Genomic DNA, 23003 nt, shown 5'->3' on the forward strand with positions numbered 1-23003 from the left:
ATGGCCCGCACTCTGGTCCTCTGGCTGCCGTCGCAGGCAGCGCTTTCGGGCGAGGATGAGCCCCGCCCGGCCTGGCTGCGCGTCGATGACGGCGTGATCGTCGATTCAGGGCAGGACGACGGCTGGGTCGATGCGTGGGAAAGGCCGCAGGACAATGCGGGCGACGACCAGCTGATCGCGCTCGCCCCGGCGGCCGATATTCCGCTGCGCTGGTATCATTATCCCGACGCCGCGCCCGCACAGGCCGCGGCAGCGGCGCGTCTCGACGCACTGCGCGACAGCCTTGGCGAGGCGTCGGCGCTGCATGTGGTTGCAGGCTTGCCTGCGGAAGCCGGACAGGCGGTCCCGGTTGCCGTCGCCACCCATGGTGCGATGGCGGCGTGGACCGACTGGCTGAAGGCGCGCGGCCTCAGCGCCGCAGCGATCATTCCGTCGGCCGCGACGGTGCCGCCGCCAGAGCCCGATATGCTGTGGACTGCCGAGGTCGGCGGCGAGGCGATCGTGCGTACGGCCGACCGCGCCTTCCTGTCCGACCCCGAACTCGATCCGCTGATTGCCGGCGAGCGGACGATCGCGCCGCTGCCCGCCGAGCCGATGCGCGAAGCGTTGCTGCTGTCGCTGGTCACCCCGCCGCTCGATCTGCTGAGCGGCGCATGGAAGCCGAAGCGGAGCTGGTCGGTCGATCCGGCGCTGGTAAAACTGGCGAAGCGGTTGCTGATCGCGCTCGTCGTGGTGAGCGTGCTGATCCCGGTTGTCTATGCGGTGCGGCTGATGTCCGACACCAGCCGTGCCGACGAAGCGGCGGTTGCGACGGCGAAAAAGGCCGGGGTCGCGGCAAGCGACGCCGCGACGGCGGAAGCCGAACTCGACCGCCGGCTTGCGACCGCGGGCGGCGGGCCGCTCGCTTTCTCGGTCCCTGCATCGGCGCTATATGACGCGCTGCGCGATACGCCGGGCGTGTCGCTGAAGACGCTGGCGCACCGAACCGACGGAACGCTGACGACGACGCTTGCGGCGCCGCGCGTCGATGACATCAACAAGGTGCTGCTCGCGCTGCAGGCGCGCGGCTATCGCATTACCGCGCAGCCGATGGCGGGCACCGACGGCCAGCAGATGGCCAATGTGACGATCCGGGCGGTGCCATGATGGACGGCGTGAAAAGCTGGTGGAGCGGACTGTCGATGCGCGAGCGCTGGCTCGTTGGCGTCGCGGGGGCGCTCGCACTCGCGGTGCTCGGCTGGGGGCTCGGGCGGCCCGCGGTTGCCGCCTTCTTCGACCTCGAGACGCAGCACCGCGCCGCCGTCGAACGCGAAGGGCGCGTCGCCGCGAAGGTACAGTTGCTGAGCCAGCGTCCGGCGAAGTCGGTCGCGGCTGCCATCGACGCGGTGGCAATTGACCAGTATCTGGCGCAGTCGGCGGGCGAGATCGGGCTGACGCTCGACCGCAACGAGCCGCGCGGCGACCGGCAGGCGACGATTGCGATCGCGACGGCCAAGGCTCCCGTGCTGACCGACTGGCTTGCGGGACTGGAAACGCAGGGCTTCGTCGTCGACCAGCTCACGATCACGCCTGCGGCTGACGGTACCGTCGGGATGACCGCCGAACTTCGGAAGGGCGGCCAATGAGTGTGCGCCGGCGCTGGATCGTCGCAGCAGCACTCTTTGCGCTGCTGCTGATCGTCGCGACCTTCCCGATGCGGCTCGCGCTGTCGCTGTCGGGCGCATCGGACGCCGGCATTTCGGCGCGCGAGATTCGCGGCTCGGTCTGGTCGGGGGCGCTGATCGACGCGCGGCTCGGCGCGCTGCCGATCGGCTCGGTGCGCGCCAGCCTGTCGCCGCTGGCATTGCTCGGCGGCGATACCGAACTTGCCTTCGAGCGCGCCGATCAGCGTCTCGGTCCGCTCGCGGGTCGCCTGCACGGCAGCAATCCGCGCGGCATGTCCGACGTCAACGGTACGACCTCGCTCGCGGGCGGACTCGGGCCGATTCCCGCCGACACGATCCGCTTCGAAGGCGCGACGATCCGTTTCGACGCGGCCGGAAAGTGCGTCGAGGCGCGGGGGCGCATCCAGCTGTCGGTCGCGGCGCCGATCGCGGGGCTCGACCTGTCGCAGGGCTTGTCGGGTCCGCTCAGCTGTGCGGGCGGCCGCGCGCAGGCGGCGCTCGCCAGCCAGTCGGGGATGGAGCGCCTGACGCTCGGATTCGACGGGCAGGGCAACTATCGCGCGCAATTCGCGATCAACGTCGACCGCGATCCGGCAATGGCGGCGGCACTCGCGGTGCTCGGGTTCAAGCCCGGATCGAACGGCTTCGTGCTGGCGACCTCGGGTCGCTTCTGAGGTGCCGATCTTCGACGCCTTGCCAGTCGGCGCGGGCGTGTCTCTAGCGGGCCTGATCGGCCTTGTCCTCGGCAGCTTCATCGCGACGCTGGTTTTGCGCTGGCCCGCAGGGCGCTCGATCCTCGGGCGCTCGCAATGCGACGGGTGCGGCCGCAATCTTGGTATCTTCGATCTGGTGCCGCTCGTGTCGGCCTTCGCTGCGCGCGGAAAGTGCCGGACGTGCGGAGGGCGCATCGATCCGTTCCACTGGCGGGTCGAGCTGGGCTCGGGATTGATCGGCGTTACGGCGCTGGCGTTGCTCCCCGGCACCGCCGGCTGGCTCTGGGCGCTGTTCGGCTGGCTTCTGCTACCGCTTGCGCTGCTCGATGCGCGCCATTTCTGGCTGCCCGACCGGTTGAACGCGCTCCTCGCGATCGCAGGGCTGCTACTGGCAGGACCATTGCTTCACACCTCACTGCTCGACCGCTGGATCGGCGCGCTCGCGGGAGGGTTAATTCTGGCCGCGATCGCGTGGGGCTATCGGCGTGTGCGCGGCGGCGACGGCATGGGCGGCGGCGATCCGAAACTCGTCGCGGCGATCGGCGCTTGGCTCGGCTGGCAGGCGCAGCCGTTGCTGTTGCTGCTCGCGAGCCTCGGAGGAATATGCTGGGCGCTCGCGCAAGGAAAAGGGGACCAGCCGCTTGCCCTGCGACGGGTCCCCTTCGGTCTTTTCCTGTGCGCCGCGGCGTGGACCGCGGTGCCCCTGTCGACGTTTATCAGTTCCCGATAACGACGGTCACCGCGCGGCGGTTCTGCGCCCAGGCTTCCTCGTTCGAACCCAGCGCCGCCGGGCGTTCCTTGCCATAGCTGATCACCTGGATGCGGTTCGGGTCGACGCCGAGCGACGACAGATAGTTTTTCGCGGCATTGGCGCGGCGTTCGCCGAGCGCGATGTTATAGTCGCGGGTGCCGCGTTCGTCGGCATGGCCTTCCAGCGTGACGCGGACGGCGGGGTAGCGTGCCAGCCACTGCGCCTGGCTCTGCAGGGTCGTCTGATCCTGCGCGTCGACATTATACTGGTCGAGATCGAAGAAGATGCGGTCCGACGAGACGTTGGCGACGAAGTCTGCCTGAGATCCGGGGACGACGCCGCCGGTTCCGGTGCCCGTGTCGGTGCTGCCCGAACCGTCGGGTGCGGGCGGAAGCGTATCGGGAGCTTTTTTCGCACAAGCCCCAACAGTCAGCATGGTGATCGCCGCGATCATCGCGGTGGTTTTGCGTATCGTCATGTTTCTGTCCTCTTGTAGTTGCGTCTTCAGTCGTGCGGGTCGGGGATTAACTTAAGTTGAACCCCGCGGTTTTCCATTGGTTCCGTAACCCAATCAGGGCAGTATCGGGCCCCAGCTCGGGTCCGAACCGTCCTGCGGGGTCGGCAGGCGGCGCAGGTTCACGCCGGTCAGGTCGACCTGCCACAGCTGCGACTTGCCTTCCTTGCCGGGCGAGGTGCGGAAGAACTGGATCACGCGGCCGTTCGGCGACCAGGTCGGCGCCTCGTCCTGCCAGCTGTTGGTCAGCAGGCGGGCGCTGCCGCCCGACGGCGTCATGACGCCGATGCGGAACTCGCCGCCGCCCATCTTGGTGAACGCGATCAGGTCGCCGCGCGGCGACCATTCGGGGGTGGCGTAGCGACCGCCACCGAAACTGATCCGCTGCTGGTTCGATCCGTCGATGTTCATCGTATAGATTTGCTGTCCGCCCGAGCGGTCGCTTTCGAACACGATTTTCTTGCCGTCGGGCGAGAAGCTGCCGCCGACGTCGATCCCCGGCGTGTTCGTCAGCCGGACAGGCGTGCCGCCATCGGCCGAGATGCGATAGATGTCGGTGTTGCCGCCGACTGCCATCGAATAGAGGATCTGGCGCCCGTCGGGGGACCAGCGCGGCGCGAAGGTCGCATTGGCGCTTTCGGTGACGAGCTTCTGGCTGCCGTTCGCGACGTCGTAGATGAAGACCCGCACGCGGTTGTTCAGATAGGAGACGTAGACGATCTTCTTGTAATCGGGCGAGAAACGCGGGCTGATGGCGAGTGCCTGGCCGTTGGTGATGAAGCGGTGGTTGCCGCCGTCGGAGTCCATGATCGCGAGGCGCTTGATGCGGTTACCCTTGGGGCCGCTCTCCGCGATGTACGCGACGCGGCTGTCGAAGAAGGGCGACTCCCCCGACAGGCGTGCATAGATGGCATCGGCGCATTTATGCGCGGCGCGGCGCCAGTCGCCGGGCTGGATTTCAAACCCCTGCCGCACCAGTTCGCTGCCGAGGTCGGTGTCATAGAGATAGCAACCGACGACCAGCCCGCCGGTGCCGCTTGCCTGCACGAAGCCGTGGACGACATTGTCCGCATTCTTCGCCTGCCAGTCGGCGAAGCGCGGCGCGCGGACTTCTGCCATCGTGATCGCGCGGACGCTGCCCGGGCCGAGCGGGGCGTAAAGGCCGCTGCGTTCAAGGTCGGCCGCAATCACTTCGGCGATCTGCTTGCCAAGCGTCGAGGTGTTGAGCCCGGCAACATTCACCGCGGCGGGCGTTGCCAGCGCCGGAACGGCGATAACGGTACGATCCTGCGACAGCGTCCCGGTCACGGTTTCTTCCGGTCCGGTACGCGGCGGCGAGGAAGCATCCGGTACCTGCTGGGCAAGAGCAGGCGCGCCACAAAGAAGGACGGAAAGAGAAAGGGCGAAGAGCCGGCTGGCAGACATGATATTGTTCCTCATTTCTTTTCCAGGTGAAGAGTATACTCTTTCCAGTAGTCATAGTTGTCGGGATCAAGATCGAACGGGCTGGCCAGCTGGATCGCCTTCTTCGCGCATTCCTGATGGATGGCGACCTGGGGCTTGTTGCTCTCGTTGACGCCCGACGTCGTCACGCTGCTGAATGACGTCAGCGCGCCCGACTGCGAGAGCCGGAATTTCACCGTTGTCACGAGCTGATCGGCGTCCAGCCCCGACACCTTGCAGCGATTCCACGGGGGGGTGATTTTTGCCCTGATGCTGACATCGATCGAGCGTTTCACCTGCGCCGACGTCGTGGCGGCCGGCGCGCCCTTGCTCGGCGATTTTGTAAGTTCGCGGCCGATGCCGTCCAGATTCCCTGTGGGGCGGCCGGTCGGTTGCGCACCCGGCTTTTTAACCGGCGTTTTCGGTGCAGCCTTGGGGGGCGCCTTTGTCGCGGCCGGGGGCGCCTTCTTCGGGGGCGTCGGAACCGGCCGAGCGACCTGTTTCGGTGCTGGTGCGGGTGTCGGGCGGACGACCGGCTCGGGTATCGGGGGAGCAGGCACGGGCTCGGGCGATGCGATATCGGTCGCGTCTTCCTCGCCGAGCCTTGCGGCGGGCGGCGTCTGGCTGATCACCGGCGCCGACGACTGCGTCGCGGTTTCGGCGACCAGATCGACCTCCATCGGCGGATTGTCGAAGCGCCGGTCGCCGCGGCTCCATTGCACCGACAGCAGGCCGATCACCAGTATGTGCAGCAGCACCGCGATGGCGATGCTGGCGTTCCGGTTCCCCCTTGGTGCTGTTGTGGCAGCCATGATCCCGAACCTATTGGCCGCTGCCTGAACCGTTGGTGACCGCGGCCTCGGCGGCGGCGGTGCTATCGGCTCCGGTCGTGACCAGCGCGATCCGCGTCAGCCCGGCGCGGTTAAGCTCGCCCATGACGTGCATGACGCGGCCGTAGTCGAGGCCGCGGTCCGCGCGCAGCATGATCTGGCGCGGCTTGTCCTTGCCCTCATTCTCGCGCGCGATCGCGTCGAGCCGCGCCGGCAACTCGGCTTCGGCGACGACCTGATCGCCAAGATAGATCTTGTCGTCGGCGTTGATCGACAGCTGCACCGGCTCCTGCTCCTCGGTTTCGACCGGCTTCGCGCGGCTTTCGGGCAGGTCGATCGGAACGGCGGAGGCGAGCAGGGGCGCGGTGATCATGAAGATGATCAGCAGCACCAGCATCACGTCAACGAGCGGGGTGACGTTGATGTCGGACATCGGCGCGCGGCGGGAACCGCGACCGCGCCGCCGTCCGCCGGCGCCGCCCGAAGGGCCCGACATCGCCATCAGGCGTCCACCTCGAGCTCGCGGCTGAAGGTCGCATGCAATCCGTCGGCAAAGCGGCCGAGGCGCGATTCCAGACGGTTCAGGCGCTGCGAGAAGGCATTATAGGCGATCACGGCGGGGATCGCCGCGAACAGGCCGATCGCGGTCGCGAAAAGCGCCTCGGCGATACCCGGGGCAACGACGGCGAGGCTGCTGTTGTTCTGCGCGGCGATTTCGGTGAAGGCGCGCATGATCCCCCACACTGTGCCGAACAGGCCTACGAACGGCGCGACCGCACCGATCGTGGCGAGCGTGCCGATCTTCTCGGCGAGCCGGTCGACCTCACCCTCAACCGCGGCGTTCATCGCGATACCGAGCCGTTCGCGCGTGCCGTCGCGGTCGACGACCTTGCCCTTGGTCGAGCGGCGCCACTCGCTGATGCCGGCGGCAAGAACCTTTGCGCTCGGCAATTCCTCGGTGCTGTTCTTGTCATAGAATTTGTCGATATTTTCGGCGCGCCAGAAATCGCGCTCGAACTGGTCCGACGCGCGCATCATCTTGCCGACGCCGCGGCCGTGCGTGAAGATCACTGCCCAGACATAGACCGATGCGAGCAACAGCCCGATCATCACGCCTTTGACGACCCAGTCGGCCTGCAGGAACAGCGCGATAGGGGACAAAGTCGCCGCGTCGGCGGCCAGCTTGATATTGTCTAGCAAGGGAAAGTCTCTCCATTCATGATGGCGGTAAAGCGGTCGGCCCAGCCCGCAGGTTGACGGCGCGGCCGGCCTTCGGGCGACAGGAAGGCCGCGGTAACACGGCCCTCGGTAAGCGTGTCGGAACTTAACGCGTCCTGACCGCGAAGGATGCGCTGTGCGATAATCACGCTCGCACCGCGCACCGCCTCGACGGTGCTGACGACGAGGATGTCGTCGTCGAGCTTCGCAGGACTACGATATTTGATGGTCAGATCGGTGACCGCCCACGCGCCTTCGCCGCCCTCCATCGCCGCGCGCTGGTCGATGCCGGCGAGGCGCAGCATGTCGGAGCGCGCGCGCTCCATATAGCGCAGATAATTGGCGTGATAGACGATTCCCGACAGGTCGGTGTCCTCGAAATAGATGCGCGCGCGGTAATGGTGCGCGGCCCCGACGAAGGCGCCGGGGACGAAGGGTGGAGGAACATCTGCCATCTGGTTAACCGATAGCGGGGCAACGACTCGTCGCAAACCCCTGATCAACGGTTCGTCGCACCTGAGCGCCGGTTGGTGGAATGAAAGGCGCAGGAATCCGCGCTATTTGCCCCCGCTATTTCCCGTTGTCGAAAAGTCCGTCCTGCGTGCCCTGTGGCGGATTCAGCCCCAGATGCTTCCACGCGCTCGCGTTCAGCATGCGTCCGCGCGCGGTGCGGGCAATGAGGCCTGCCTGCAGCAGATAGGGTTCGATCACATCCTCGATCGTGTCGCGCGGCTCGCTGAGCCCTGCCGCCAGCGTCTCCACACCGACCGGGCCACCGCGATAGATGTCGGCGATCATGGTGAGGTAGCGGCGGTCCATCGCATCGAGCCCGAGCGCGTCGACCTCCAGCCGGTTGAGTGCGGCATCGGCGGCTTTCGCATCGACGATCTCATGCCCTGCAACGGTCGCGAAATCGCGCACGCGGCGGAGCAGGCGGCCCGCGATGCGCGGCGTTCCGCGCGAGCGCTTCGCGATCTCCAGCGCACCATCGGCGGCGATCGGCAGGGCGAGCAGACGCGCGGCACGCGAGATGACCTGCTCCAGCTCGCCATGTGTGTAGAAGTTGAGCCGCACCGGAATGCCGAAGCGGTCGCGCAGCGGCGTCGTCAGCAACCCTTGCCGCGTCGTCGCGCCGACGAGGGTGAACTTCGGCAGGTCGATCCGCACACTTCGCGCCGACGGTCCTTCACCGATCATGATGTCGAGCGCGCGGTCTTCCATCGCGGGATAGAGGATTTCCTCGACCGCGGGCGACAGCCGGTGAATCTCGTCGATGAAGAGGACGTCGCCGTCCTCCAGATTGGTGAGCAGCGCGGCAAGGTCGCCCGCCTTTGCGATCACAGGGCCGCTGGTCGAGCGGAACCCGACGCCGAGCTCCTTGGCGACGATCTGCGCCAGCGTCGTCTTGCCGAGCCCCGGCGGGCCATAGAAGAGTACATGGTCGAGCGCGTCCGCCCGGGCCTTCGCCGCCTCGATAAACACCCGCAAATTCTCGCGCGCTGCGGCCTGTCCGACGAACTCGGCCAGCGACTTCGGCCGCAGTGCGGCGTCGGCATCCTCGGGGGTACGCAGCGGGGTGGTAAGGGCGGGCTCGGTCATAAACGCTCTATTGCCTCGCCGAGGATGCAAACCCAAGGTTCCTGACGATCCTCATAGACTGAAAATTGCAGCTCGAAGTCATGGCCGGGTTCGAAATTGCCGATCGGCACGGCATAGCTATCGAGATCCGGACGATTGAGGAACCAGAGCGTGGAGCCGCAGTTTTCGCAGAAGTAGAAGTCCGCGAGCGTGCCGCTGCCGCCGGGATGCTGGTACAATTTCGCTTCGCCTTCGGTGCGAACCTGATCGGCGGGGAAGCGCGCCTGCGCGGCAAAGGCGCTGCCGCTCCGCGCCTTGCAATTGCGACAGTGGCAGACCGACACGCGGATCGGCTCGCCGGCGCAGGCGATACGGAGCTGCCCGCAGCGGCAGGAGGCGTGGCGGGTGCGCTCGGTCACTTAGCCGCCTTTTTGAGCGCCACGCGCACCAGCGCGTCAAGGCTCGCACCCGCGCCCAGTTCCTCACTGGCGGCAGCAACGGCGGCACTTGCCTCGCCGGGCTTGAAGCCGAGGCCGGTGAGGGCGGCGACAGCGTCGCTGAGCGGGCCGGCGGTTGCCGCGAGAACCGGGCCCGTGCCTGCAATTCCGCCGAGTGCCCCCGCCTTGTCTTTGAGTTCATGCGCAATCCGCTGCGCGAGCTTCGGCCCGACGCCGTTCGCGCGCGCGATCATCGCGCTGTCGCCGCTGGCAAGCGCGCGCTGCAGGTCGCCGATTTCCAGCGCCGACAGGATCGCGAGCGCGACTTTGGCGCCGACGCCCTGCACGCTGGTGAGCAGGCGGAACCAGTCGCGCTCCTCGGCCTTGGCAAAGCCGAGCAGGCGCAGGAAATCTTCGCCGACGAGCATTTCGGTATGGATGGTGACATCGCCGCCGACCGGACCGAGCGCGTCGAGCGTGCGCGCCGAAGCCTCGACCAGATAGCCGACGCCGCCGACGTCGATCACCGCATGGCCTGCGCTGCTGCTGTCCAGCCGTCCGGTAAGTTTGGCGATCATCGAGCCCCCAAATAGCCGTTCGCGCTGAGCCTGTCGAAGCGCCGTTCTTTCACTCTTTGTTCTCCCTAGAAGAAGAACGGTCCTTCGACAAGCTCAGGACGAACGGTACGGAGATTTAGGCTTTGGGACGATGGTTCGCATGGCAGATCGCTACTGCCAGTGCGTCGGCCGCATCGGCGCCCGTGACCTTTGCACCGGGCAGCAGGATGCGCAGCATCGCCTGTACCTGCTCCTTCGCCGCGGCGCCGGTGCCGACGACCGCCTTCTTGACCAGCCGCGGTGCATATTCGCCCACCGTCAGCCCCGCTCGCGCACAAGCGAGCAGCGCGACGCCGCGGGCATGCGCCAGCTTCAGCGTCGATTGCGGATTGTCGTTGACGAAGACTTCCTCGACCGCGGCGCAGGCGGGCGCGTGATCGGCGATCACCGCCGCTAGCACGGTATCGAGATGCACGAGCCGGTCGGGCAGGGGAGCCTTGGCGTCGGTCTTCACCTGCCCGTTGGCGATGTGGCTGATCCGGCTGCCCTCGACGCGGATGACGCCCCAGCCGGTGCAGCTGAGCGAGGGATCGAGGCCGAGGATGATCATCTGTTCCCGTTCGTGTCGAGCGAAGTCGAGACACCCAGAAGGCATGCGCGACCGATGGGCATCTCGACTTCGCTCGATGCGAACGGATTCTGGCTTTTAGCCAAGCTTTTCCATCACCGCGTCGGGGATTTCGTAATTGCCCCACACGGTCTGCACGTCGTCGTCGTCGTCGAGCGTGTCGATCAGCTTGAACAGCGTCTGCGCGATGCTCTCGTCGGCGACTTCGCTCTTCAGCGTGGGACGCCAGGCGAGCTTGACGCCCTCGGCCTCGCCGAGCTTCGCTTCGAGCGCCTTCGCGACTTCGTGCAGGCTGTCGACGCTGGTCCAGATATCGTGGCCGTCCTCGGACGATTCGACATCGTCGGCGCCGGCATCGAGCGCGGCTTCGAACACCGTGTCGGCATCGCCCGCGCCCGCGCCATAGCTGATCATGCCGAGGCGATCGAAGCCGTGGCTGACGCTGCCCGAGGTGCCGAGGTTGCCGCCGTTCTTGCTGAACGCGGTGCGGACGTTGGTCGCGGTGCGGTTGCGGTTGTCGGTCAGCGCCTCGACGATCAGCGAGACGCCGCCGGGGCCATAGCCTTCGTAGCGGATCTCTTCATAGTTATCGCCGTCATTGCCCGCCGCCTTGTCGATCGCGCGCTGGATATTGTCCTTCGGCATCGACTGCGCCTTGGCGGCGTTGACCGCGGCGCGCAGGCGCGCGTTCGCGTCGGGATCGGGCAGGCCCATCTTCGCCGCGACGGTGATTTCGCGGCTGAGCTTCGAAAAGAGGCTGCTGCGCTTTTTGTCCTGCGCACCCTTGCGGTGCATGATGTTCTTGAATTTACTATGGCCTGCCACGGCCTACCTCCTCAAAGGAAAAATCTGGCGCCGCCCTAGCGCGGGCACGCCGATCAGACAACCACGGCGGTTCCCGACGCGCTGACCATCAGCATCGAGCCGTTCTGTCCTAGCACCTCATAGTCGAGATCGACGCCGATCACGGCATTGCCGCCGAGGCGCGCCGCTTCGGCTTCCATCTCGGCGATCGCTTCCTTGCGGGCGCGGGCGAGGACGTCCTCATATTTGCCCGAACGGCCGCCGACGATGTCGGTGATGCTCGCGAACAGGTCGCGGAACAGATTGGCGCCTACGATCACCTCGCCGGTGACGATGCCCAGATATTCGCGGACCGGATGGCCTTCGACATTATTCGTGGTGGTGCTGAACATCGTCATTCTCCCGGCTTGGATGAAAAGGCGTCAGGCGATGCCGAGCGCCGATTTATAGACGTCGAGGATCGCTTCCATTTCCTTGCGGTCGTGGATCGGCATTTTGCGCAGGCGGACGATCTGGCGCATGATCTTGGGGTCATAGCCCTGCGACTTCGATTCCAGATAGACGTCGCGGATATCGTCGGCGATGCCCTTCTTCTCTTCTTCCAGACGCTCGATGCGCTCGATGAAAAGACGCAGTTGTTCGTCGGACACGGTGGCTTCGCTCATTTTTGACTCCGCTAAAGGTTGGATTTGGGTGGCGAGAATCGCCTCGCGGCCCACCTAGCGGGGTCAGGGATTCTTGGCCATGCTTTCTTCCATCCGCGTAAGCTGCTCTGCGGTGGCCGGAGTATGGAAGCGCGCTTTCCAGTCGGCGGTCGGCATGCCGTGGACGATCGCACGACCGGCCTCCTTGTCCATCTCCCCCGCTTCGGCGATCCAGTCGCCGAGGCAGTTGCGGCAGAATCCGGCGAGCCCCATCAGGTCGATGTTCGCGGCGTCGCTGCGATGCTGGAGCAGGCGGACGAGACGGCGGAACGCTGCGGCGGCAACCGCATCGTCGAGGCTATCGAGCGCATCGTTCGCTGCGGTCGTGTCGTCGCTGCAGGACATGGCGGATTCCCTTCTTGTCGGCCGATGAATAGCTATACGCGGCTTGCCTAGACGGGGGCAACAGGCCTAGGCAAGCGGCCATCCAAACTCTCATTCCGGAGCATCCGTGGCCCAGCATTTCACCCCCCGCCAGCGCAAGGTGCGTATCCTGGCGACCCTTGGCCCCGCGAGCGCGAACCCCGAGATGATCGCCGCGCTGCATGTCGCCGGCGCCGACGCCTTCCGCGTCAATATGAGCCATGGCGATCATGCCGGGCATGCGAAGGTCATCGCCGCGATCCGCGCGCTCGAGAAGGAAACCGGCCGCCCGACGACGATCCTCGTCGACCTGCAGGGGCCGAAGCTGCGCGTCGGCACTTTCAAGGATGGCCCCGCCGAACTCGTGAAAGGCAAGCCTTTCGTCCTCGATACCGACAAGGCGCCCGGCGACGCGAGCCGCGTCCATTTGCCGCACCCCGAACTCTTCGCCGCGCTCGAACCCGATACGCGCCTGCTCGTCGACGACGGCAAGCTCGTGCTCCGCGTGAAGAGCGTCGCGAAGGACCGCATCGAGACGATCGTCGAGGTCGGCGGCAAGATTTCGGACAGGAAGGGCGTCAACGTCCCCGATGTCGTCGTCCCGCTCGCGGCGCTGACCGAGAAGGACCGCAAGGATCTGACCTTCGCGCTCGAACAGCATGTCGACTGGATCGCGCTGTCGTTCGTCCAGCGTCCCGAGGACGTTGCCGAGGCGCGGCGGCTGATCGGCGGCAAGGCCGCGCTGCTCGTGAAGTTCGAAAAGCCTTCGGGGGTTCAGCGGATCGAAGAGATCCTCGAGATCGCCGACGCAGCGATGGTCGCGCGCGGCGATCTGGGCGTCGAGCTGCCGCCCGAGGCGGTGCCGCCGCTCCAGAAAAAGATCGTCGCGACCGCCCGCCGCATGGGCAAACCCGTCGTCGTCGCGACGCAGATGCTCGAATCGATGATCGTCTCCCCGTCGCCGACGCGCGCCGAAGTCTCGGACGTCGCGACCGCGGTTTATGACGGTGCGGACGCGATCATGCTGTCGGCCGAGACCGCAGCGGGCGCCTGGCCGGTCGAGGCGGTGACAATGATGGATTCGATCGCGCGCTCGGTCGAAAGCGATCCCGACTATTTCCGCCGCCTGCACTTCACGGAGACGCAGCCCGATTCCACGACCGCCGATGCGCTCGCAGAGGCGGCGGGCGATATCACGCGGACGATCGGCGCCGATGCGATCATCTGTTTCACCTTCTCGGGCTCGACGGCGCGCCGGGTTGCGCGCGAGCGTGCGGGTGCGCCGCTGCTCGTGCTGACGCCGAAGCGCGAAGCCGCACGGCGCATGGGATTGCTGTGGGGCGCGCATGCGGTGCCGACCAAGGACATCGGCAGCTTCGAAGAGATGATCGCCAAGGGCAAGCGCATGGCGCTGCGCCACGGGATCGGCACCGCGGGATCGAAGCTGGTGATGATGGCCGGTGTGCCTTTCGGTACGCCGGGCTCGACCAATGTGCTCCATGTGGCGACGCTCACCGGCGACGAGCTTCGCGGCTACGCCTAGCACGCAGCTTCGCTGCGCCGGCGGAGGGGCGGCCTTTCGATTCAAATCGGCACAAGAGTTACTGGGCGATTCAGAATTTTTCGAAGCTGAATCAGAACGGGACGGACAAAAATGGTAAATGGTCTTTGCACCATTGACGCAGCACGGCATAACCGGTGGATGTAGCGCAACGGACCCGCGTCGGGGGGCTCCGCAACGCCATTCCGGAGGTCTGTCTCGCGTGTCCGCACCGTTCCGTTTCCCGCGCTTTTTCGTCACCAGCCCCGCTCCGTGCCCCTATCTCGAGGGCAAGACCGAGCGGAAGGTGTTCACTGAACTCAGCGGAAACAATGCGAACGAACTGAATGATGCGCTCGGCCGAATCGGGTTCCGGCGCAGCCAGTCGGTCGCCTATCGCCCGAGTTGCGCGGACTGTTCGGCCTGTGTCTCGGTGCGCGTCTGCGCGAGCGAGTTCATGCCCAGCAATTCGCAGAAACGGACGATCCGCCGCAACAACGATCTGGTCGCCACCGCGTGCAAGCCGTGGGCGACCGAAGAACAATATGCGCTGCTGCGCTCCTACCTCGGCTCGCGCCATCCGAACGGCGGCATGGCCGATATGGACGAACAGGATTTCGCCGACATGGTCGAGCAGACCCCGGTCGATTCCTACATGATCGAATATCGCGAACCGACGGTCGACGGCCGCAAGGGCCGCCTTGTCGGTTGCTGTCTGACCGACCGGCAGGGCGACGGGCTGTCGATGATCTACAGCTTCTTCGATGCCGCGCATCCGATGCGCGAAGGGCTGGGCACCTATATCATCGCCGACCATGTGCTGCGCGCCGCCAATGCGGGGCTGCCGTACGTCTATCTCGGCTACTGGATCGAAGGTTCGCCGCGCATGGCGTACAAGGCGCGCTTCCGTCCGCTCGAAAAGCTCGGCCCCGATGGCTGGTCGCGCTTCGAGCCGGCGACGTCGGACCGCATCGCGGCGATGTTCGAACTCGCGTAATTCCGCGCTATTGCGAACGTCTCGCAGCAGGCGAAATTGCCGCCTCGCCGGTTGACCTTTTCCCGCTTTCAAGGGCATAGCTCATCGTCCAGGACAAAGTCCGGGTCGCATCCAGTTTGGTGGTCGCCTAGGGGTAGGCGATTGGGGGGAATGGGATGCCCGTGCGCGCGTTCAGCATCAGGACCGAAAGCAGGCGTTCCGCCAGCGGGATCGTGCGCGCATGAGCGAGACGGTCAAGGTTGCGATTATCGGTTCGGGGCCCGCGGGGCTCAGCGCGGCGTCGCGTGCGGGGCAGCTGGGGCTTAGCCATGTGCTGCTCGAAAAGACCGATCACCTCTCCGATACCATCTTCAAATATCAGAAGGGCAAGCGCGTTCTTGCGACGCCCGAACGCCTTGACCTGCGTTCCGACTGCCGGTTCGCCGAAGGTGCGCGCGAATATATTCTCGGTAACTGGGACGAGGATGCGGCCAACAACAAGGTCAATGTCGTCAAGCATGCCGAAGTCACCGAGGTAACGGGGCAGCAGGGCGCGTTCGAGATCAGGACCGCGAAGGGCGAGGTCTACAAGGCAGAGAATATCGTCCTCGCGATCGGGACGCAGGGTAACCCGAACCGCATGCGTTGCGGCGGTGCCGACCTGCCGCACATCATCTACCAGGTCGACGATCCCGAGGATTTCAAGGACAAGCATATAACCGTCGTCGGGTCGGGCGACGCCGGAATCGAGAATGCGCTCGGGGTCGCCGAGGAAGCGCTCGAGAATACCGTCACGATCCTCAACCGCTCGAAGGATTTCGCGCGCGCCAAGGCGAAGAATGTTTCCGACATGATGGAGGCGGGCGAGAACGGCTTCATGTCGATCCGCACCGAGACGCAGCCGAAGCTCGTCGAACCCGGCTGGCTGACGCTCGAAACCCCGACCGGTGACGAGAAGATCCAGTGCGACGTCATCGTCGCGCGCCTGGGATCGGTCGCGCCGCGCGGCTTCGTCGAATCGATGGGGATCGAGTTCACCGGCCCTGATCGCGAAGCCTTTCCGAAACTGTCGCCGACCTTTGAATCGACCGTCCCCGGTATCTTCGTCATCGGCGCGCTCGCGGGCTATCCGCTGATCAAGCACTGCATGAACCAAGGCTATGACGTCGTCGAGTTCATCAACGGCAACAAGAACCTCACGCCGGCCGACGAAAAGGATCTGGCGGCGATCTTCGCCAACCTGCCGCAGCAGAAATCCGTCGCCGACTGGCTGGAATTCCTGCGGACGCGGGTGCGCATTTTCGCCGACGTTTCGCCGTTGCAGATGCGCGAGTTCATGCTCGATTCGAAGGTCGCATTCTACCGGACAGGCGAAGTGGTGTTCGAGGCGAACGAGCCCGGATCGTCACTCTTCGCGATTGCTGACGGCAGCGCGGTCGTCGACATCGGCGGCGGCATGACGGTACCGATCGAGCAAGGCTCGATCTTCGGCGAGGTCGGCCTGATTTCGGGCCGCAAGCGCGGCGCGACGATCCGTGCGGGCGAGGACAGCATCTTCGTCGAGGTCTCGCGCACCGCGGCGCTCAAGCTGATGGCGGCGGTGCCGGGCGCCAAGCGCGTGATCAACCGCATCTCGCTCGAACGCCAGCTGCTCCAGATCTTCAAGGGCGGGCTGACGGTCGAGGATCTGGAACCGATCGTCGAGGATCCGGCGATCGAGCGGGTCGCGGCGGGCAAGGTCGTGCTCGCCGAGGGCGACGAGGGCGATGACGTCTATGTCGTTCGTTCGGGTTCGATGGTGGTCGAGAAGGATATCGGCGGCAAGTCGATCTTCCTCCGCTACCTCCCGGCCGGCAGCTATTTCGGCGAAATGGCGGTGCTGAGCGGGGCTCCGCGCAACGCGACGGTCAAGGCCGCGGTCGCGAGCGAGGTCATCCGGCTGAAGGGACAGCAGTTCAAGGAAATGCTCGCCAAGCGGCCGCAGGTACGGGCGGCGACGGAGGCGGCGGTTGCCGAGCGGGCGGCGATGAACAGCTTCATCGAATCGCGCAAGGCGAGCTATTCGAGCGCGGTTGATCTCTATTCGGACACCGCGGGCTTCATCATGAAGGAAGGCCTCGGCGAGGCGACCGACGCGCTGCTGATCGACGAGAATCTGTGCGTCGGCTGCGACAATTGCGAAAAGGCATGCGCCGACAGCCACGAAGGCCTGTCGCGGCTCGACCGCGAGGCGGGCAAGACCTTCGCGCATCTGCACGTCCCGACCAGCTGCCGGCATTGCGAGCATCCGCATTGCATGGCCGACTGTCCGCCGAACGTGATCCATCGCGGCCCCGATGGCGAAGTGTTCATGGAGCCGGGATGCATCGGCTGTGGCAACTGCATGCGCAACTGCCCCTATGGCGTGATCCGGATGGAAGCGGCGCCGCCGCAAAAGCCCGGCCTGCTGCGCTGGCTGCTGACCGGCTTCGGTCCCGGTCCGGGCGAGCCGTCGCCCAAGTGGACGAAGAAGAAACTCGGCGAGGAGAAGCCCAAGAAGATCGCGGTGAAGTGCGACATGTGCAAGGGTATCGCCGGCGGCCCCGCCTGCGTCCGCGCCTGTCCGACCGGCGCCGCAATCCGCGTCTCGCCCGAAGAGTTCCTCTCGATCGCGCGGCTCGAGGAGGACGCCGGCTGATGGCGAGCCTTTTCAAGCGCCGCCGCAGCAAGGCGACCCAGACCGAGCGTGTCCGCGAAAGGCGGCACGAGGGCTTCCTGCGTTACGCCAATTTCCGCTGGGCGAAGATCTCGGGCGGGCTGTGCCTGCTGATCATCGTTTCCTACGCGCTGATCGACGTGACGCCGCGGCCTAATGGCGGCAGCTGGTACGGCTATACGCTCGGCACCATCGGCGCAGGTCTGATCCTGTGGCTCACCGCGCTCGGCTATCGCAAGCGCAAGATGACGAGCGACTATTGGTCGCTGAAGGCGTGGACCTCGGCGCATGTCTACCTCGGTCTCAGCCTGATCGTCATCGGCACCTGGCATACGGGCTTCCAGCTCGGCTGGAACGTCCACACGCTGGCGTGGGTGCTGATGATGCTGGTAATCCTGTCGGGGCTCTATGGCGTTATCGTCTATGCGACACTGCCTGCCGCACTCTCGAACAACCGCGACGAGATGACGCAGATGCAGATGCTCGAGGCGATCCGCGCCTTCGATCGTCAGCTCCATTCTGCCGCCCAGCCGTTGACCCCCGAGGATACCGCGCCGGTGCTCGCCGCGCTCGACGAGGATCCGTTCGCCGGCGGGATCGGTGCGCGCCTTTCGGGCCGGTATCCGCGCTGCGCGACCTCGGCGGCGCTCGTGGCGCTGTCGACCTCGCGGAGCAGCGATGCGGAGGCGCGCGAGAAGGTGATCGGGCTGCTCAAGCAGAAGGAGGCGGCGTTGGCGCGGCTGCGCCAGCATCTTCGCATCCGCGCGCTGCTCGAAGTCTGGCTTTATGTGCATGTGCCGCTGACCTTTGCGTTGATCGCGGCGCTGTCGGCGCACATCATCAGCGTTTTCTTCTACTGGTGAGGCCGGGACGATGAGCTTCATCCTGCGCCGGATCTCGACGACCAAGACGGGCAAGCAGATCGTCCGCGACCAGGCGTTGCCGGGCGATGCGATCACGCTGGGCCGCGAGGGCAGCAATATCATCCACATCGCCGATCTGGCGGTGAATCCGCACCATGCGACGATCACCAGCGCCGACGGTCGACACGTCCGCGTGCAGGCGAGCGAAGGGCTGGGCTTCGACATCAACGGCCGCACGGTCGATGCCGCCGATATCGACAGCGCTGCGGGGGCCGAACTGCGCTTTGGCGGGCACCGGCTGACGATTGCGCGCGAGGACGAGAAGATCATCCTGCTCGTCGAACGTATCGACGAACTGTCGCAATCGTCGAAGGACGTCGACGAGGCGAAAGCCTTTTCGCTGGCGGGCGTCATGCCCGGCAAGCGCCTCGGCGCATGGACCTTTGCGATCCTGATGCTGCTCGCCTTTCTGGTCGGGCCGATCTGGGCGTGGCAGAGCTTCAAGAATGTCGACGAACGCCCCGAAGGTTATCACGCCGACAAGGCATGGATGTCGGGACCGCTGTCGAGCGCCCATGCCAGCCTGAAGAACGACTGCCAGTCGTGCCATGTCGAGCCGTTCGTCGCGGTGACCGACAAAGCGTGCGTCGGCTGTCACACCGGTGAGCACAAGGCGATGAGCGCTGCCCACGCCAACGCGCCGACCGCGATGTTGCTGGCGGCGCGTCATCCGCCGGGTGTGGGCGAACGGATTCTCGCGGGTTTTGCGAAGACCTTCAACAAACCGCAGGGGCGTTGCGTCGAATGTCATACCGAGCATGAAGGTGCCGGGCCGATGCTTGCGACGCCGCAGAAATTCTGCGCCGATTGTCACGACGGCATGTCGGCGCGGCTGCTGAAGGCCGGATTCAAGCCGACCGTCGCCGACGCCGCCGATTTCGGGACGATCCACCCTGAATTCCGCCCGATGGTGCGCCCGGCGCCCGGCGCGAAGCCGATCCGGGCGGTGACGGGCAAGGGTGCGCTCACCGACTTCGACGGGCTCAAATTTCCGCATGACCTGCATCTGCAGGCGACCGGAGGCGTCGCGCGGATGGCGGCCAGTTTCCGCGGCCGCTACGATTTCGGCAAGAAGCTGGAGTGCGAGAATTGCCATCGTCCCGAGGCCGATGGCGTCCGCATAAAGCCCGTGCAAATGGAGCGCGATTGCGCGATGTGCCACAGTCTCGCGTTCGAGACGGTTGGCGGCGTGACGCGCACCCTGCGTCACGGGGAGCCCGACCAGGTGGTCGCCGATCTGACCGCCTATTATCGCTCGACCCCGCCGTCGCGGCCGCTGCAGCTCGGCGGCATGGAGCGACGGCGGCCGGGCGATTATGCGCAGGGGCAGGTCTACAACATCTATTTCCGCGAGGTCGCGGTTCGACCGAACCGCGCCGAGGATGCGGTGCGTGCGGTCTTCTCGAAGGGAGGGGCCTGCTACGACTGCCACACGATCTATGCACCGCAGGGCGGTAAAGGCTGGACCGTCCAGGCGGTCGACCAGACGTCGCGCTTCCTGACCAAGGGCTGGTTCGACCATGATGCGCACAAGGAAACGAAATGCGCCGACTGTCACACGATGGCGACGGGTTCGAAGGCGGCAAGCGACTTGCTGATCCCCGGGCTTCGCCAGTGCCGCGATTGCCATGTCGGCGAGAATGGCGCGCGGCTGGTAAAAGTCGAGACCGCGACCGAATCGCCCTGCGCGATGTGCCACGAATATCATTCGGATGGCGGCAAGCCGTGGATGCCGGCGCGCCAACGCAAGGTAAACAGCGCGGCAATCACAAATAAACCTCTTCGCGCTATCTATGGTGTGAGCTTGGTCACAGGTTCACCGGGGCGGGGGCTCTATGATGTGACGTGGCGCACACCCGCCCTGCACGGGGCAGAGCGGGGCGGCTAGATTTTGGTCCGGGGTCGACCGGCGGGAAGCAGGGGACGGATATGCTGATCGCGCAGATCACCGATATCCATATCGGGTTCGATCCCGACAATCCGGCGGAGTATAACCGCAAACGGCTCGACGACGTCCTCGACGTGCTGATCGAGGGCCCGAACCGTCCCGATCTGCTGCTCGCGACGGGCGATATCACCGATCGCGGCGACATGGACAGCTATCGCCGTCTTGCGACCGCTTTCTCGCGCTGTCCCTTCCCGGTCTGGCCGAGTGTCGGGAACCACGACCTCCGCGACAATTTTCACGCACAGTTTCCGGGCTTCGACGACGGCAACGGCTTCATCCAGTACACGATCGAGCTGCCCGAGTTGCGGTTGGTGACGATCGACACGCTTGAGGAAGGGCGCCACGGCGGCGCTTTCTGCGCGTCACGCGCGGCTTGGCTCGACGCCGAACTGGCGAAGGATCCCGCCAAGCCGACCTATGTCGTCATGCATCACCCGCCGGTCGAAAGCGGCATCGAATGGATGAACACCGACCCGAATGAGCCGTGGGTCGCGGTGTTTACCGAGGTGGTCCAGCGCCACCCGCAGGTGCGCGGCCTGATCTGCGGCCACCTCCACCGCAGCGTCACCGTGTCGTGGGAGGGGCGTACGGTCGCGATCTGCTCGTCGACCGCGCCGCAGGTCTCGCTCGACCTTCGCCCGATCGACGAGAACCATCCCGACGACCGCCCCATGATCGTCGCCGAAGACCCCGCCTATGCCCTCCACCGCTGGAACGGCCGCGAACTCGTCAGCTTCTACGATCATGCCGGCGCGCACACGATGCTCGCCAAATATGACGAGCGGCTGCAGCCGCTGGTGCGCGAATTGAAGGCGGAGCGGCCGGTCTGACCGGATTTCAGCCGAGTAGCGTCCATTGTTCGTGCACGATCTCGCGCGCGATCTTGCCATCCCGCATGTGGAAGACGTGGAGCAGCCGCATCTCGACGTGTGATCCGACCGGAACCGGCGCGTTGACCATCCCGTCGCCGACCAGCCTCAAGCGCACGATCATGTCGTCGAAGACGCGTGTTTCGGTGGCGAAGCGGTCGAGCGGGATGATCTCGACATCGGCGAATGAGGCGAACATCCGGCGGTAGTTGGCTTCGATCGCTTCGTGCGTGTCGAAGCGCAGGCCGCGTCCCGGCACTTCGAGGATGATGTCGTCGGTATAGAGATGCATCACCGACGCCGGATCGATCCCCTCATTCGTGATATGGTCATGCGCCACCGCCAGATTGCGGGCGATAATGTCGTCGTTCATCAATGCCTCATTTGGTCAGATTGTCTGTCTTTATTGCTAATAGACAGTTTATCTGTCTTGTGTCAATATCCCTTGATGGAAAATGCCGAACCGCCCGAAGGCGAACGTATCGCCCAGCTTTGCCGCGCCATTTATGAAGATATGCGCGAAAGCGTCTACGCGGGCGCGGCGCGCCGGGGGTTCGACGATCTCCGCCCCGCGCATTCGGGCGTCCTGCGCCATATCGACGCGGCGGGATCGCGCGTCGTCGATCTGGCCGAGCGAGCGGGGATGACCAAGCAAAGCATGGCCTATCTGACCGAAGGCCTCGCGGCGCTCGACTATGTCGAGATCGGGGCCGATCCCGGCGACCGGCGTGCCAAGCGGGTGCTGCTGACCCGGCGTGGCCGCGACGCGGTTGCGACGCTGACGAAGCTCAGTCTGGAGGCGGAGGCGGCGATCGCGGACAAGATCGGCAAGGGACGCATCGAGGCGCTCCGCAAAGACCTTCGCGACATCAAGGCAGCGCTGCGCCGCGCCGCGCCGGGTCAGTAGCCCAGCGTCAGGTCGACGCGCGGTTCGACGGCTTCGCCCTTTTTCCAGCGATCGAGATTCTCGAGGAAGCGCTGCGCCGAACGCGCGAACATCTTGTCCTGCGCGCGCCCCGACAGATGCATCGTGATATGGGCGTTGTCGAGGCTCCACAGCGGGTCGTCGGCAGGGAGTGGCTCGGGCGTGGTAACGTCGAGGAAGGCGGCGGCGATCTGCTGCGCATCGAGCGCGGCGACGAGCGCGTCCTGATCGACCACCGCGCCGCGCGCGATGTTGATCAGGGTCGCGGTCGGTTTCATCGCCGTCAGCTCGGCTGCGCCGATCATCCCGTCGGTTTCGGGTGTTGCCGGAACCGCGAGGATCACCCAGTCGAATTCACCGAGGCGATCGCGCCATTGGTCGGGGGTCAGCGTGTTCGGGCCCGCCGAGCGCCGCACGACCGTCACATCGACCGCGAAGCCCTTCAGCCGCTCCTCGATCAGCTTGCCGATCGCACCATAGCCCAGCAGCAGCGCCTTGGATCCGAACAGTTCGACCTTGCCGGGCGACTCCATCAGCCATTCGCGCCGTTCCTGCGCGCGCACGACGTCGCGATAGCCCTTGGCGACGGTCAGCATCCCCATCACGACATATTCGGCGATGGTAATCGCGTTGATCCCCGCACCGTTCGTCAGCACCGTGCCGCGTGTTCGGAGCAGGTCGAGCGGAAAGCCGTCGACCCCGGCATAGATCGAATTCAGCCATTTCATCTTCGTCGCGGCGGTGATCGCCGCCGCCATGTCCTTCTTGTCGTACATGTCGAACCAGCCGATCTCGGCCTCCGGCGCCAGCTCCATCGCTTCCTCTTTCGACATGAAAAAGCGCGGCTCGACCCAGTCGGGAAGGCGGCCGTCGATAAGCGGGCGGACCATGGCGGACAGGACGGTGACGGTCTTGGTCATATT

At 65.6% G+C, this 23003-nt stretch carries 27 protein-coding genes; 11 read left to right on the forward strand and 16 right to left on the reverse strand.

Features of this window, described 5'->3' with window-relative positions; all coding sequences use genetic code 11:
• From gspL to L7H23_RS15585, 4 genes are read left to right on the forward strand one after another with little or no spacing between them, the layout of a single operon-like run.
• Window positions 1-1146, forward strand: a complete 1146-nt coding sequence (gspL, locus tag L7H23_RS15570; RefSeq protein WP_237836778.1) for a type II secretion system protein GspL — start codon at window positions 1-3, stop codon at window positions 1144-1146.
• Window positions 1143-1625, forward strand: a complete 483-nt coding sequence (gene gspM / locus L7H23_RS15575) for a type II secretion system protein GspM (protein ID WP_237836779.1) — start codon at window positions 1143-1145, stop codon at window positions 1623-1625. Before gspL ends, gspM begins: the two co-directional genes overlap by 4 nt.
• Entirely contained in the window at window positions 1622-2338 is a 717-nt protein-coding gene (gspN, locus tag L7H23_RS15580; protein ID WP_237836780.1) for a type II secretion system protein N, read from the forward strand. Before gspM ends, gspN begins: the two co-directional genes overlap by 4 nt.
• Window positions 2339-2375: 37 nt before the next feature.
• Window positions 2376-3107: an A24 family peptidase gene (locus L7H23_RS15585; protein ID WP_237836781.1), complete on the forward strand. Its 732-nt coding sequence runs from the start codon at window positions 2376-2378 to the stop codon at window positions 3105-3107.
• Here the strand turns inward: L7H23_RS15585 and pal are convergent.
• The 14 genes from pal to L7H23_RS15655 all read right to left on the reverse strand — a co-directional run bounded on the left by pal (window position 3094) and on the right by L7H23_RS15655 (window position 12186).
• On the reverse strand, window positions 3094-3606 hold the full coding sequence (pal, locus tag L7H23_RS15590) for a peptidoglycan-associated lipoprotein Pal (protein ID WP_237836782.1): 513 nt from the start codon (window positions 3604-3606) through the stop codon (window positions 3094-3096). The genes L7H23_RS15585 and pal overlap by 14 nt on opposite strands.
• A gap of 93 nt (window positions 3607-3699) precedes the next feature.
• Window positions 3700-5067: a Tol-Pal system beta propeller repeat protein TolB gene (gene tolB / locus L7H23_RS15595; RefSeq protein ID WP_237836783.1), complete on the reverse strand. Its 1368-nt coding sequence runs from the start codon at window positions 5065-5067 to the stop codon at window positions 3700-3702.
• 11 nt (window positions 5068-5078) lie between these two features.
• On the reverse strand, window positions 5079-5897 hold the full coding sequence (locus L7H23_RS15600) for a hypothetical protein (RefSeq protein WP_237836784.1): 819 nt from the start codon (window positions 5895-5897) through the stop codon (window positions 5079-5081).
• A 10-nt stretch (window positions 5898-5907) separates the two neighbouring features.
• Window positions 5908-6417 (reverse strand): protein TolR, encoded by a 510-nt coding sequence (gene tolR, locus L7H23_RS15605; protein WP_237836785.1) that lies wholly within the window; start codon window positions 6415-6417, stop codon window positions 5908-5910.
• Entirely contained in the window at window positions 6417-7115 is a 699-nt protein-coding gene (tolQ, locus tag L7H23_RS15610) for a protein TolQ (protein WP_237836786.1), read from the reverse strand. Before tolQ ends, tolR begins: the two co-directional genes overlap by 1 nt.
• Window positions 7109-7588: a YbgC/FadM family acyl-CoA thioesterase gene (locus tag L7H23_RS15615; protein WP_237836787.1), complete on the reverse strand. Its 480-nt coding sequence runs from the start codon at window positions 7586-7588 to the stop codon at window positions 7109-7111. The genes tolQ and L7H23_RS15615 overlap by 7 nt, the downstream gene beginning before the upstream one ends.
• Before the next feature lie 115 nt (window positions 7589-7703).
• Window positions 7704-8732: a Holliday junction branch migration DNA helicase RuvB gene (ruvB, locus tag L7H23_RS15620; RefSeq protein WP_237836788.1), complete on the reverse strand. Its 1029-nt coding sequence runs from the start codon at window positions 8730-8732 to the stop codon at window positions 7704-7706.
• Window positions 8729-9130 carry a GFA family protein gene (locus L7H23_RS15625; protein WP_237836789.1) on the reverse strand — a complete coding sequence of 134 codons (402 nt, stop codon included), beginning with the start codon at window positions 9128-9130 and terminating at the stop codon, window positions 8729-8731. The genes ruvB and L7H23_RS15625 overlap by 4 nt, the downstream gene beginning before the upstream one ends.
• Entirely contained in the window at window positions 9127-9726 is a 600-nt protein-coding gene (gene ruvA, locus L7H23_RS15630; protein ID WP_237836790.1) for a Holliday junction branch migration protein RuvA, read from the reverse strand. Before ruvA ends, L7H23_RS15625 begins: the two co-directional genes overlap by 4 nt.
• A gap of 115 nt (window positions 9727-9841) precedes the next feature.
• Complete coding sequence (ruvC, locus tag L7H23_RS15635; RefSeq protein ID WP_237836791.1) at window positions 9842-10315, reverse strand: crossover junction endodeoxyribonuclease RuvC; 474 nt, start codon at window positions 10313-10315, stop codon at window positions 9842-9844.
• Between the two features lie 96 nt (window positions 10316-10411).
• The gene (locus tag L7H23_RS15640) at window positions 10412-11158 is read right to left on the reverse strand and encodes a YebC/PmpR family DNA-binding transcriptional regulator (protein ID WP_237836792.1); all 747 of its coding nucleotides are present in this window, start codon (window positions 11156-11158) and stop codon (window positions 10412-10414) included.
• Window positions 11159-11211: 53 nt separating this feature from the next.
• Window positions 11212-11529, reverse strand: coding sequence for a heavy metal-binding domain-containing protein (locus tag L7H23_RS15645; protein WP_237836793.1), 318 nt, complete (start codon window positions 11527-11529; stop codon window positions 11212-11214).
• A 30-nt stretch (window positions 11530-11559) separates the two neighbouring features.
• A complete protein-coding gene (locus L7H23_RS15650; RefSeq protein ID WP_237836794.1) occupies window positions 11560-11802 on the reverse strand; it encodes a DUF2312 domain-containing protein in 243 nt (80 codons plus the stop codon).
• A 63-nt stretch (window positions 11803-11865) separates the two neighbouring features.
• Entirely contained in the window at window positions 11866-12186 is a 321-nt protein-coding gene (locus L7H23_RS15655) for a DUF1244 domain-containing protein (RefSeq protein ID WP_237836795.1), read from the reverse strand.
• Window positions 12187-12292: 106 nt separating this feature from the next.
• Here L7H23_RS15655 and pyk point away from each other — a divergent pair, with 106 nt between their 5' ends.
• The 6 genes from pyk (at window position 12293) to L7H23_RS15685 (ending at window position 21116) form a co-directional block, all read left to right on the forward strand.
• Window positions 12293-13747 (forward strand): pyruvate kinase, encoded by a 1455-nt coding sequence (gene pyk, locus L7H23_RS15660; RefSeq protein WP_237836796.1) that lies wholly within the window; start codon window positions 12293-12295, stop codon window positions 13745-13747.
• Between the two features lie 220 nt (window positions 13748-13967).
• The gene (locus L7H23_RS15665; protein WP_237836797.1) at window positions 13968-14741 is read left to right on the forward strand and encodes an arginyltransferase; all 774 of its coding nucleotides are present in this window, start codon (window positions 13968-13970) and stop codon (window positions 14739-14741) included.
• Window positions 14742-14961: 220 nt separating this feature from the next.
• Window positions 14962-17397 carry a cyclic nucleotide-binding domain-containing protein gene (locus tag L7H23_RS15670; protein ID WP_237836798.1) on the forward strand — a complete coding sequence of 812 codons (2436 nt, stop codon included), beginning with the start codon at window positions 14962-14964 and terminating at the stop codon, window positions 17395-17397.
• The gene (locus L7H23_RS15675; RefSeq protein ID WP_237836799.1) at window positions 17397-18278 is read left to right on the forward strand and encodes a hypothetical protein; all 882 of its coding nucleotides are present in this window, start codon (window positions 17397-17399) and stop codon (window positions 18276-18278) included. Before L7H23_RS15670 ends, L7H23_RS15675 begins: the two co-directional genes overlap by 1 nt.
• Before the next feature lie 10 nt (window positions 18279-18288).
• A complete protein-coding gene (locus L7H23_RS15680) occupies window positions 18289-20226 on the forward strand; it encodes a cytochrome c3 family protein (RefSeq protein ID WP_237836800.1) in 1938 nt (645 codons plus the stop codon).
• A gap of 41 nt (window positions 20227-20267) precedes the next feature.
• Complete coding sequence (locus tag L7H23_RS15685; RefSeq protein WP_237836801.1) at window positions 20268-21116, forward strand: metallophosphoesterase; 849 nt, start codon at window positions 20268-20270, stop codon at window positions 21114-21116.
• Between the two features lie 7 nt (window positions 21117-21123).
• Here L7H23_RS15685 and L7H23_RS15690 read toward each other — a convergent pair whose 3' ends face one another.
• Window positions 21124-21528 (reverse strand): nuclear transport factor 2 family protein, encoded by a 405-nt coding sequence (locus tag L7H23_RS15690; RefSeq protein ID WP_237836802.1) that lies wholly within the window; start codon window positions 21526-21528, stop codon window positions 21124-21126.
• 75 nt (window positions 21529-21603) lie between these two features.
• Here L7H23_RS15690 and L7H23_RS15695 point away from each other — a divergent pair, with 75 nt between their 5' ends.
• Entirely contained in the window at window positions 21604-22062 is a 459-nt protein-coding gene (locus L7H23_RS15695) for a MarR family winged helix-turn-helix transcriptional regulator (protein ID WP_237836803.1), read from the forward strand.
• On the opposite strand, the gene L7H23_RS15700 is transcribed toward L7H23_RS15695, so the two are convergent.
• The gene (locus L7H23_RS15700; protein ID WP_237836804.1) at window positions 22056-23000 is read right to left on the reverse strand and encodes a D-2-hydroxyacid dehydrogenase; all 945 of its coding nucleotides are present in this window, start codon (window positions 22998-23000) and stop codon (window positions 22056-22058) included. The two genes, L7H23_RS15695 and L7H23_RS15700, sit on opposite strands and share 7 nt — an antisense overlap.
• Window positions 23001-23003: the final 3 nt, after the last annotated feature.

The sequence above is a fragment of the Sphingopyxis sp. BSN-002 genome, from assembly GCF_022024275.1.
Lineage (GTDB): Bacteria > Pseudomonadota > Alphaproteobacteria > Sphingomonadales > Sphingomonadaceae > Sphingopyxis.

Excerpts from the sequence above, each read along its gene's own strand:
- tolB (WP_237836783.1), bottom strand. The coding sequence starts at position 5,067 with ATGTCTGCCAGCCGGCTCTTCGCCCTTTCTCTTTCCGTCCTTCTTTGT.
- L7H23_RS15655 (WP_237836795.1), bottom strand. The coding sequence starts at position 12,186 with ATGTCCTGCAGCGACGACACGACCGCAGCGAACGATGCGCTCGATAGC.
- L7H23_RS15670 (WP_237836798.1), top strand. The coding sequence starts at position 14,962 with ATGAGCGAGACGGTCAAGGTTGCGATTATCGGTTCGGGGCCCGCGGGG.
- L7H23_RS15690 (WP_237836802.1), bottom strand. The coding sequence starts at position 21,528 with ATGAACGACGACATTATCGCCCGCAATCTGGCGGTGGCGCATGACCAT.
- L7H23_RS15645 (WP_237836793.1), bottom strand. The coding sequence starts at position 11,529 with ATGTTCAGCACCACCACGAATAATGTCGAAGGCCATCCGGTCCGCGAA.
- L7H23_RS15700 (WP_237836804.1), bottom strand. The coding sequence starts at position 23,000 with ATGACCAAGACCGTCACCGTCCTGTCCGCCATGGTCCGCCCGCTTATC.
- L7H23_RS15680 (WP_237836800.1), top strand. The coding sequence starts at position 18,289 with ATGAGCTTCATCCTGCGCCGGATCTCGACGACCAAGACGGGCAAGCAG.
- L7H23_RS15695 (WP_237836803.1), top strand. The coding sequence starts at position 21,604 with ATGGAAAATGCCGAACCGCCCGAAGGCGAACGTATCGCCCAGCTTTGC.
- ruvA (WP_237836790.1), bottom strand. The coding sequence starts at position 9,726 with ATGATCGCCAAACTTACCGGACGGCTGGACAGCAGCAGCGCAGGCCAT.
- tolR (WP_237836785.1), bottom strand. The coding sequence starts at position 6,417 with ATGGCGATGTCGGGCCCTTCGGGCGGCGCCGGCGGACGGCGGCGCGGT.
- L7H23_RS15650 (WP_237836794.1), bottom strand. The coding sequence starts at position 11,802 with ATGAGCGAAGCCACCGTGTCCGACGAACAACTGCGTCTTTTCATCGAG.
- L7H23_RS15615 (WP_237836787.1), bottom strand. The coding sequence starts at position 7,588 with ATGGCAGATGTTCCTCCACCCTTCGTCCCCGGCGCCTTCGTCGGGGCC.
- gspN (WP_237836780.1), top strand. The coding sequence starts at position 1,622 with ATGAGTGTGCGCCGGCGCTGGATCGTCGCAGCAGCACTCTTTGCGCTG.
- ruvC (WP_237836791.1), bottom strand. The coding sequence starts at position 10,315 with ATGATCATCCTCGGCCTCGATCCCTCGCTCAGCTGCACCGGCTGGGGC.
- pal (WP_237836782.1), bottom strand. The coding sequence starts at position 3,606 with ATGACGATACGCAAAACCACCGCGATGATCGCGGCGATCACCATGCTG.
- ruvB (WP_237836788.1), bottom strand. The coding sequence starts at position 8,732 with ATGACCGAGCCCGCCCTTACCACCCCGCTGCGTACCCCCGAGGATGCC.
- L7H23_RS15675 (WP_237836799.1), top strand. The coding sequence starts at position 17,397 with ATGGCGAGCCTTTTCAAGCGCCGCCGCAGCAAGGCGACCCAGACCGAG.
- gspM (WP_237836779.1), top strand. The coding sequence starts at position 1,143 with ATGATGGACGGCGTGAAAAGCTGGTGGAGCGGACTGTCGATGCGCGAG.
- L7H23_RS15600 (WP_237836784.1), bottom strand. The coding sequence starts at position 5,897 with ATGGCTGCCACAACAGCACCAAGGGGGAACCGGAACGCCAGCATCGCC.
- L7H23_RS15685 (WP_237836801.1), top strand. The coding sequence starts at position 20,268 with ATGCTGATCGCGCAGATCACCGATATCCATATCGGGTTCGATCCCGAC.
- gspL (WP_237836778.1), top strand. The coding sequence starts at position 1 with ATGGCCCGCACTCTGGTCCTCTGGCTGCCGTCGCAGGCAGCGCTTTCG.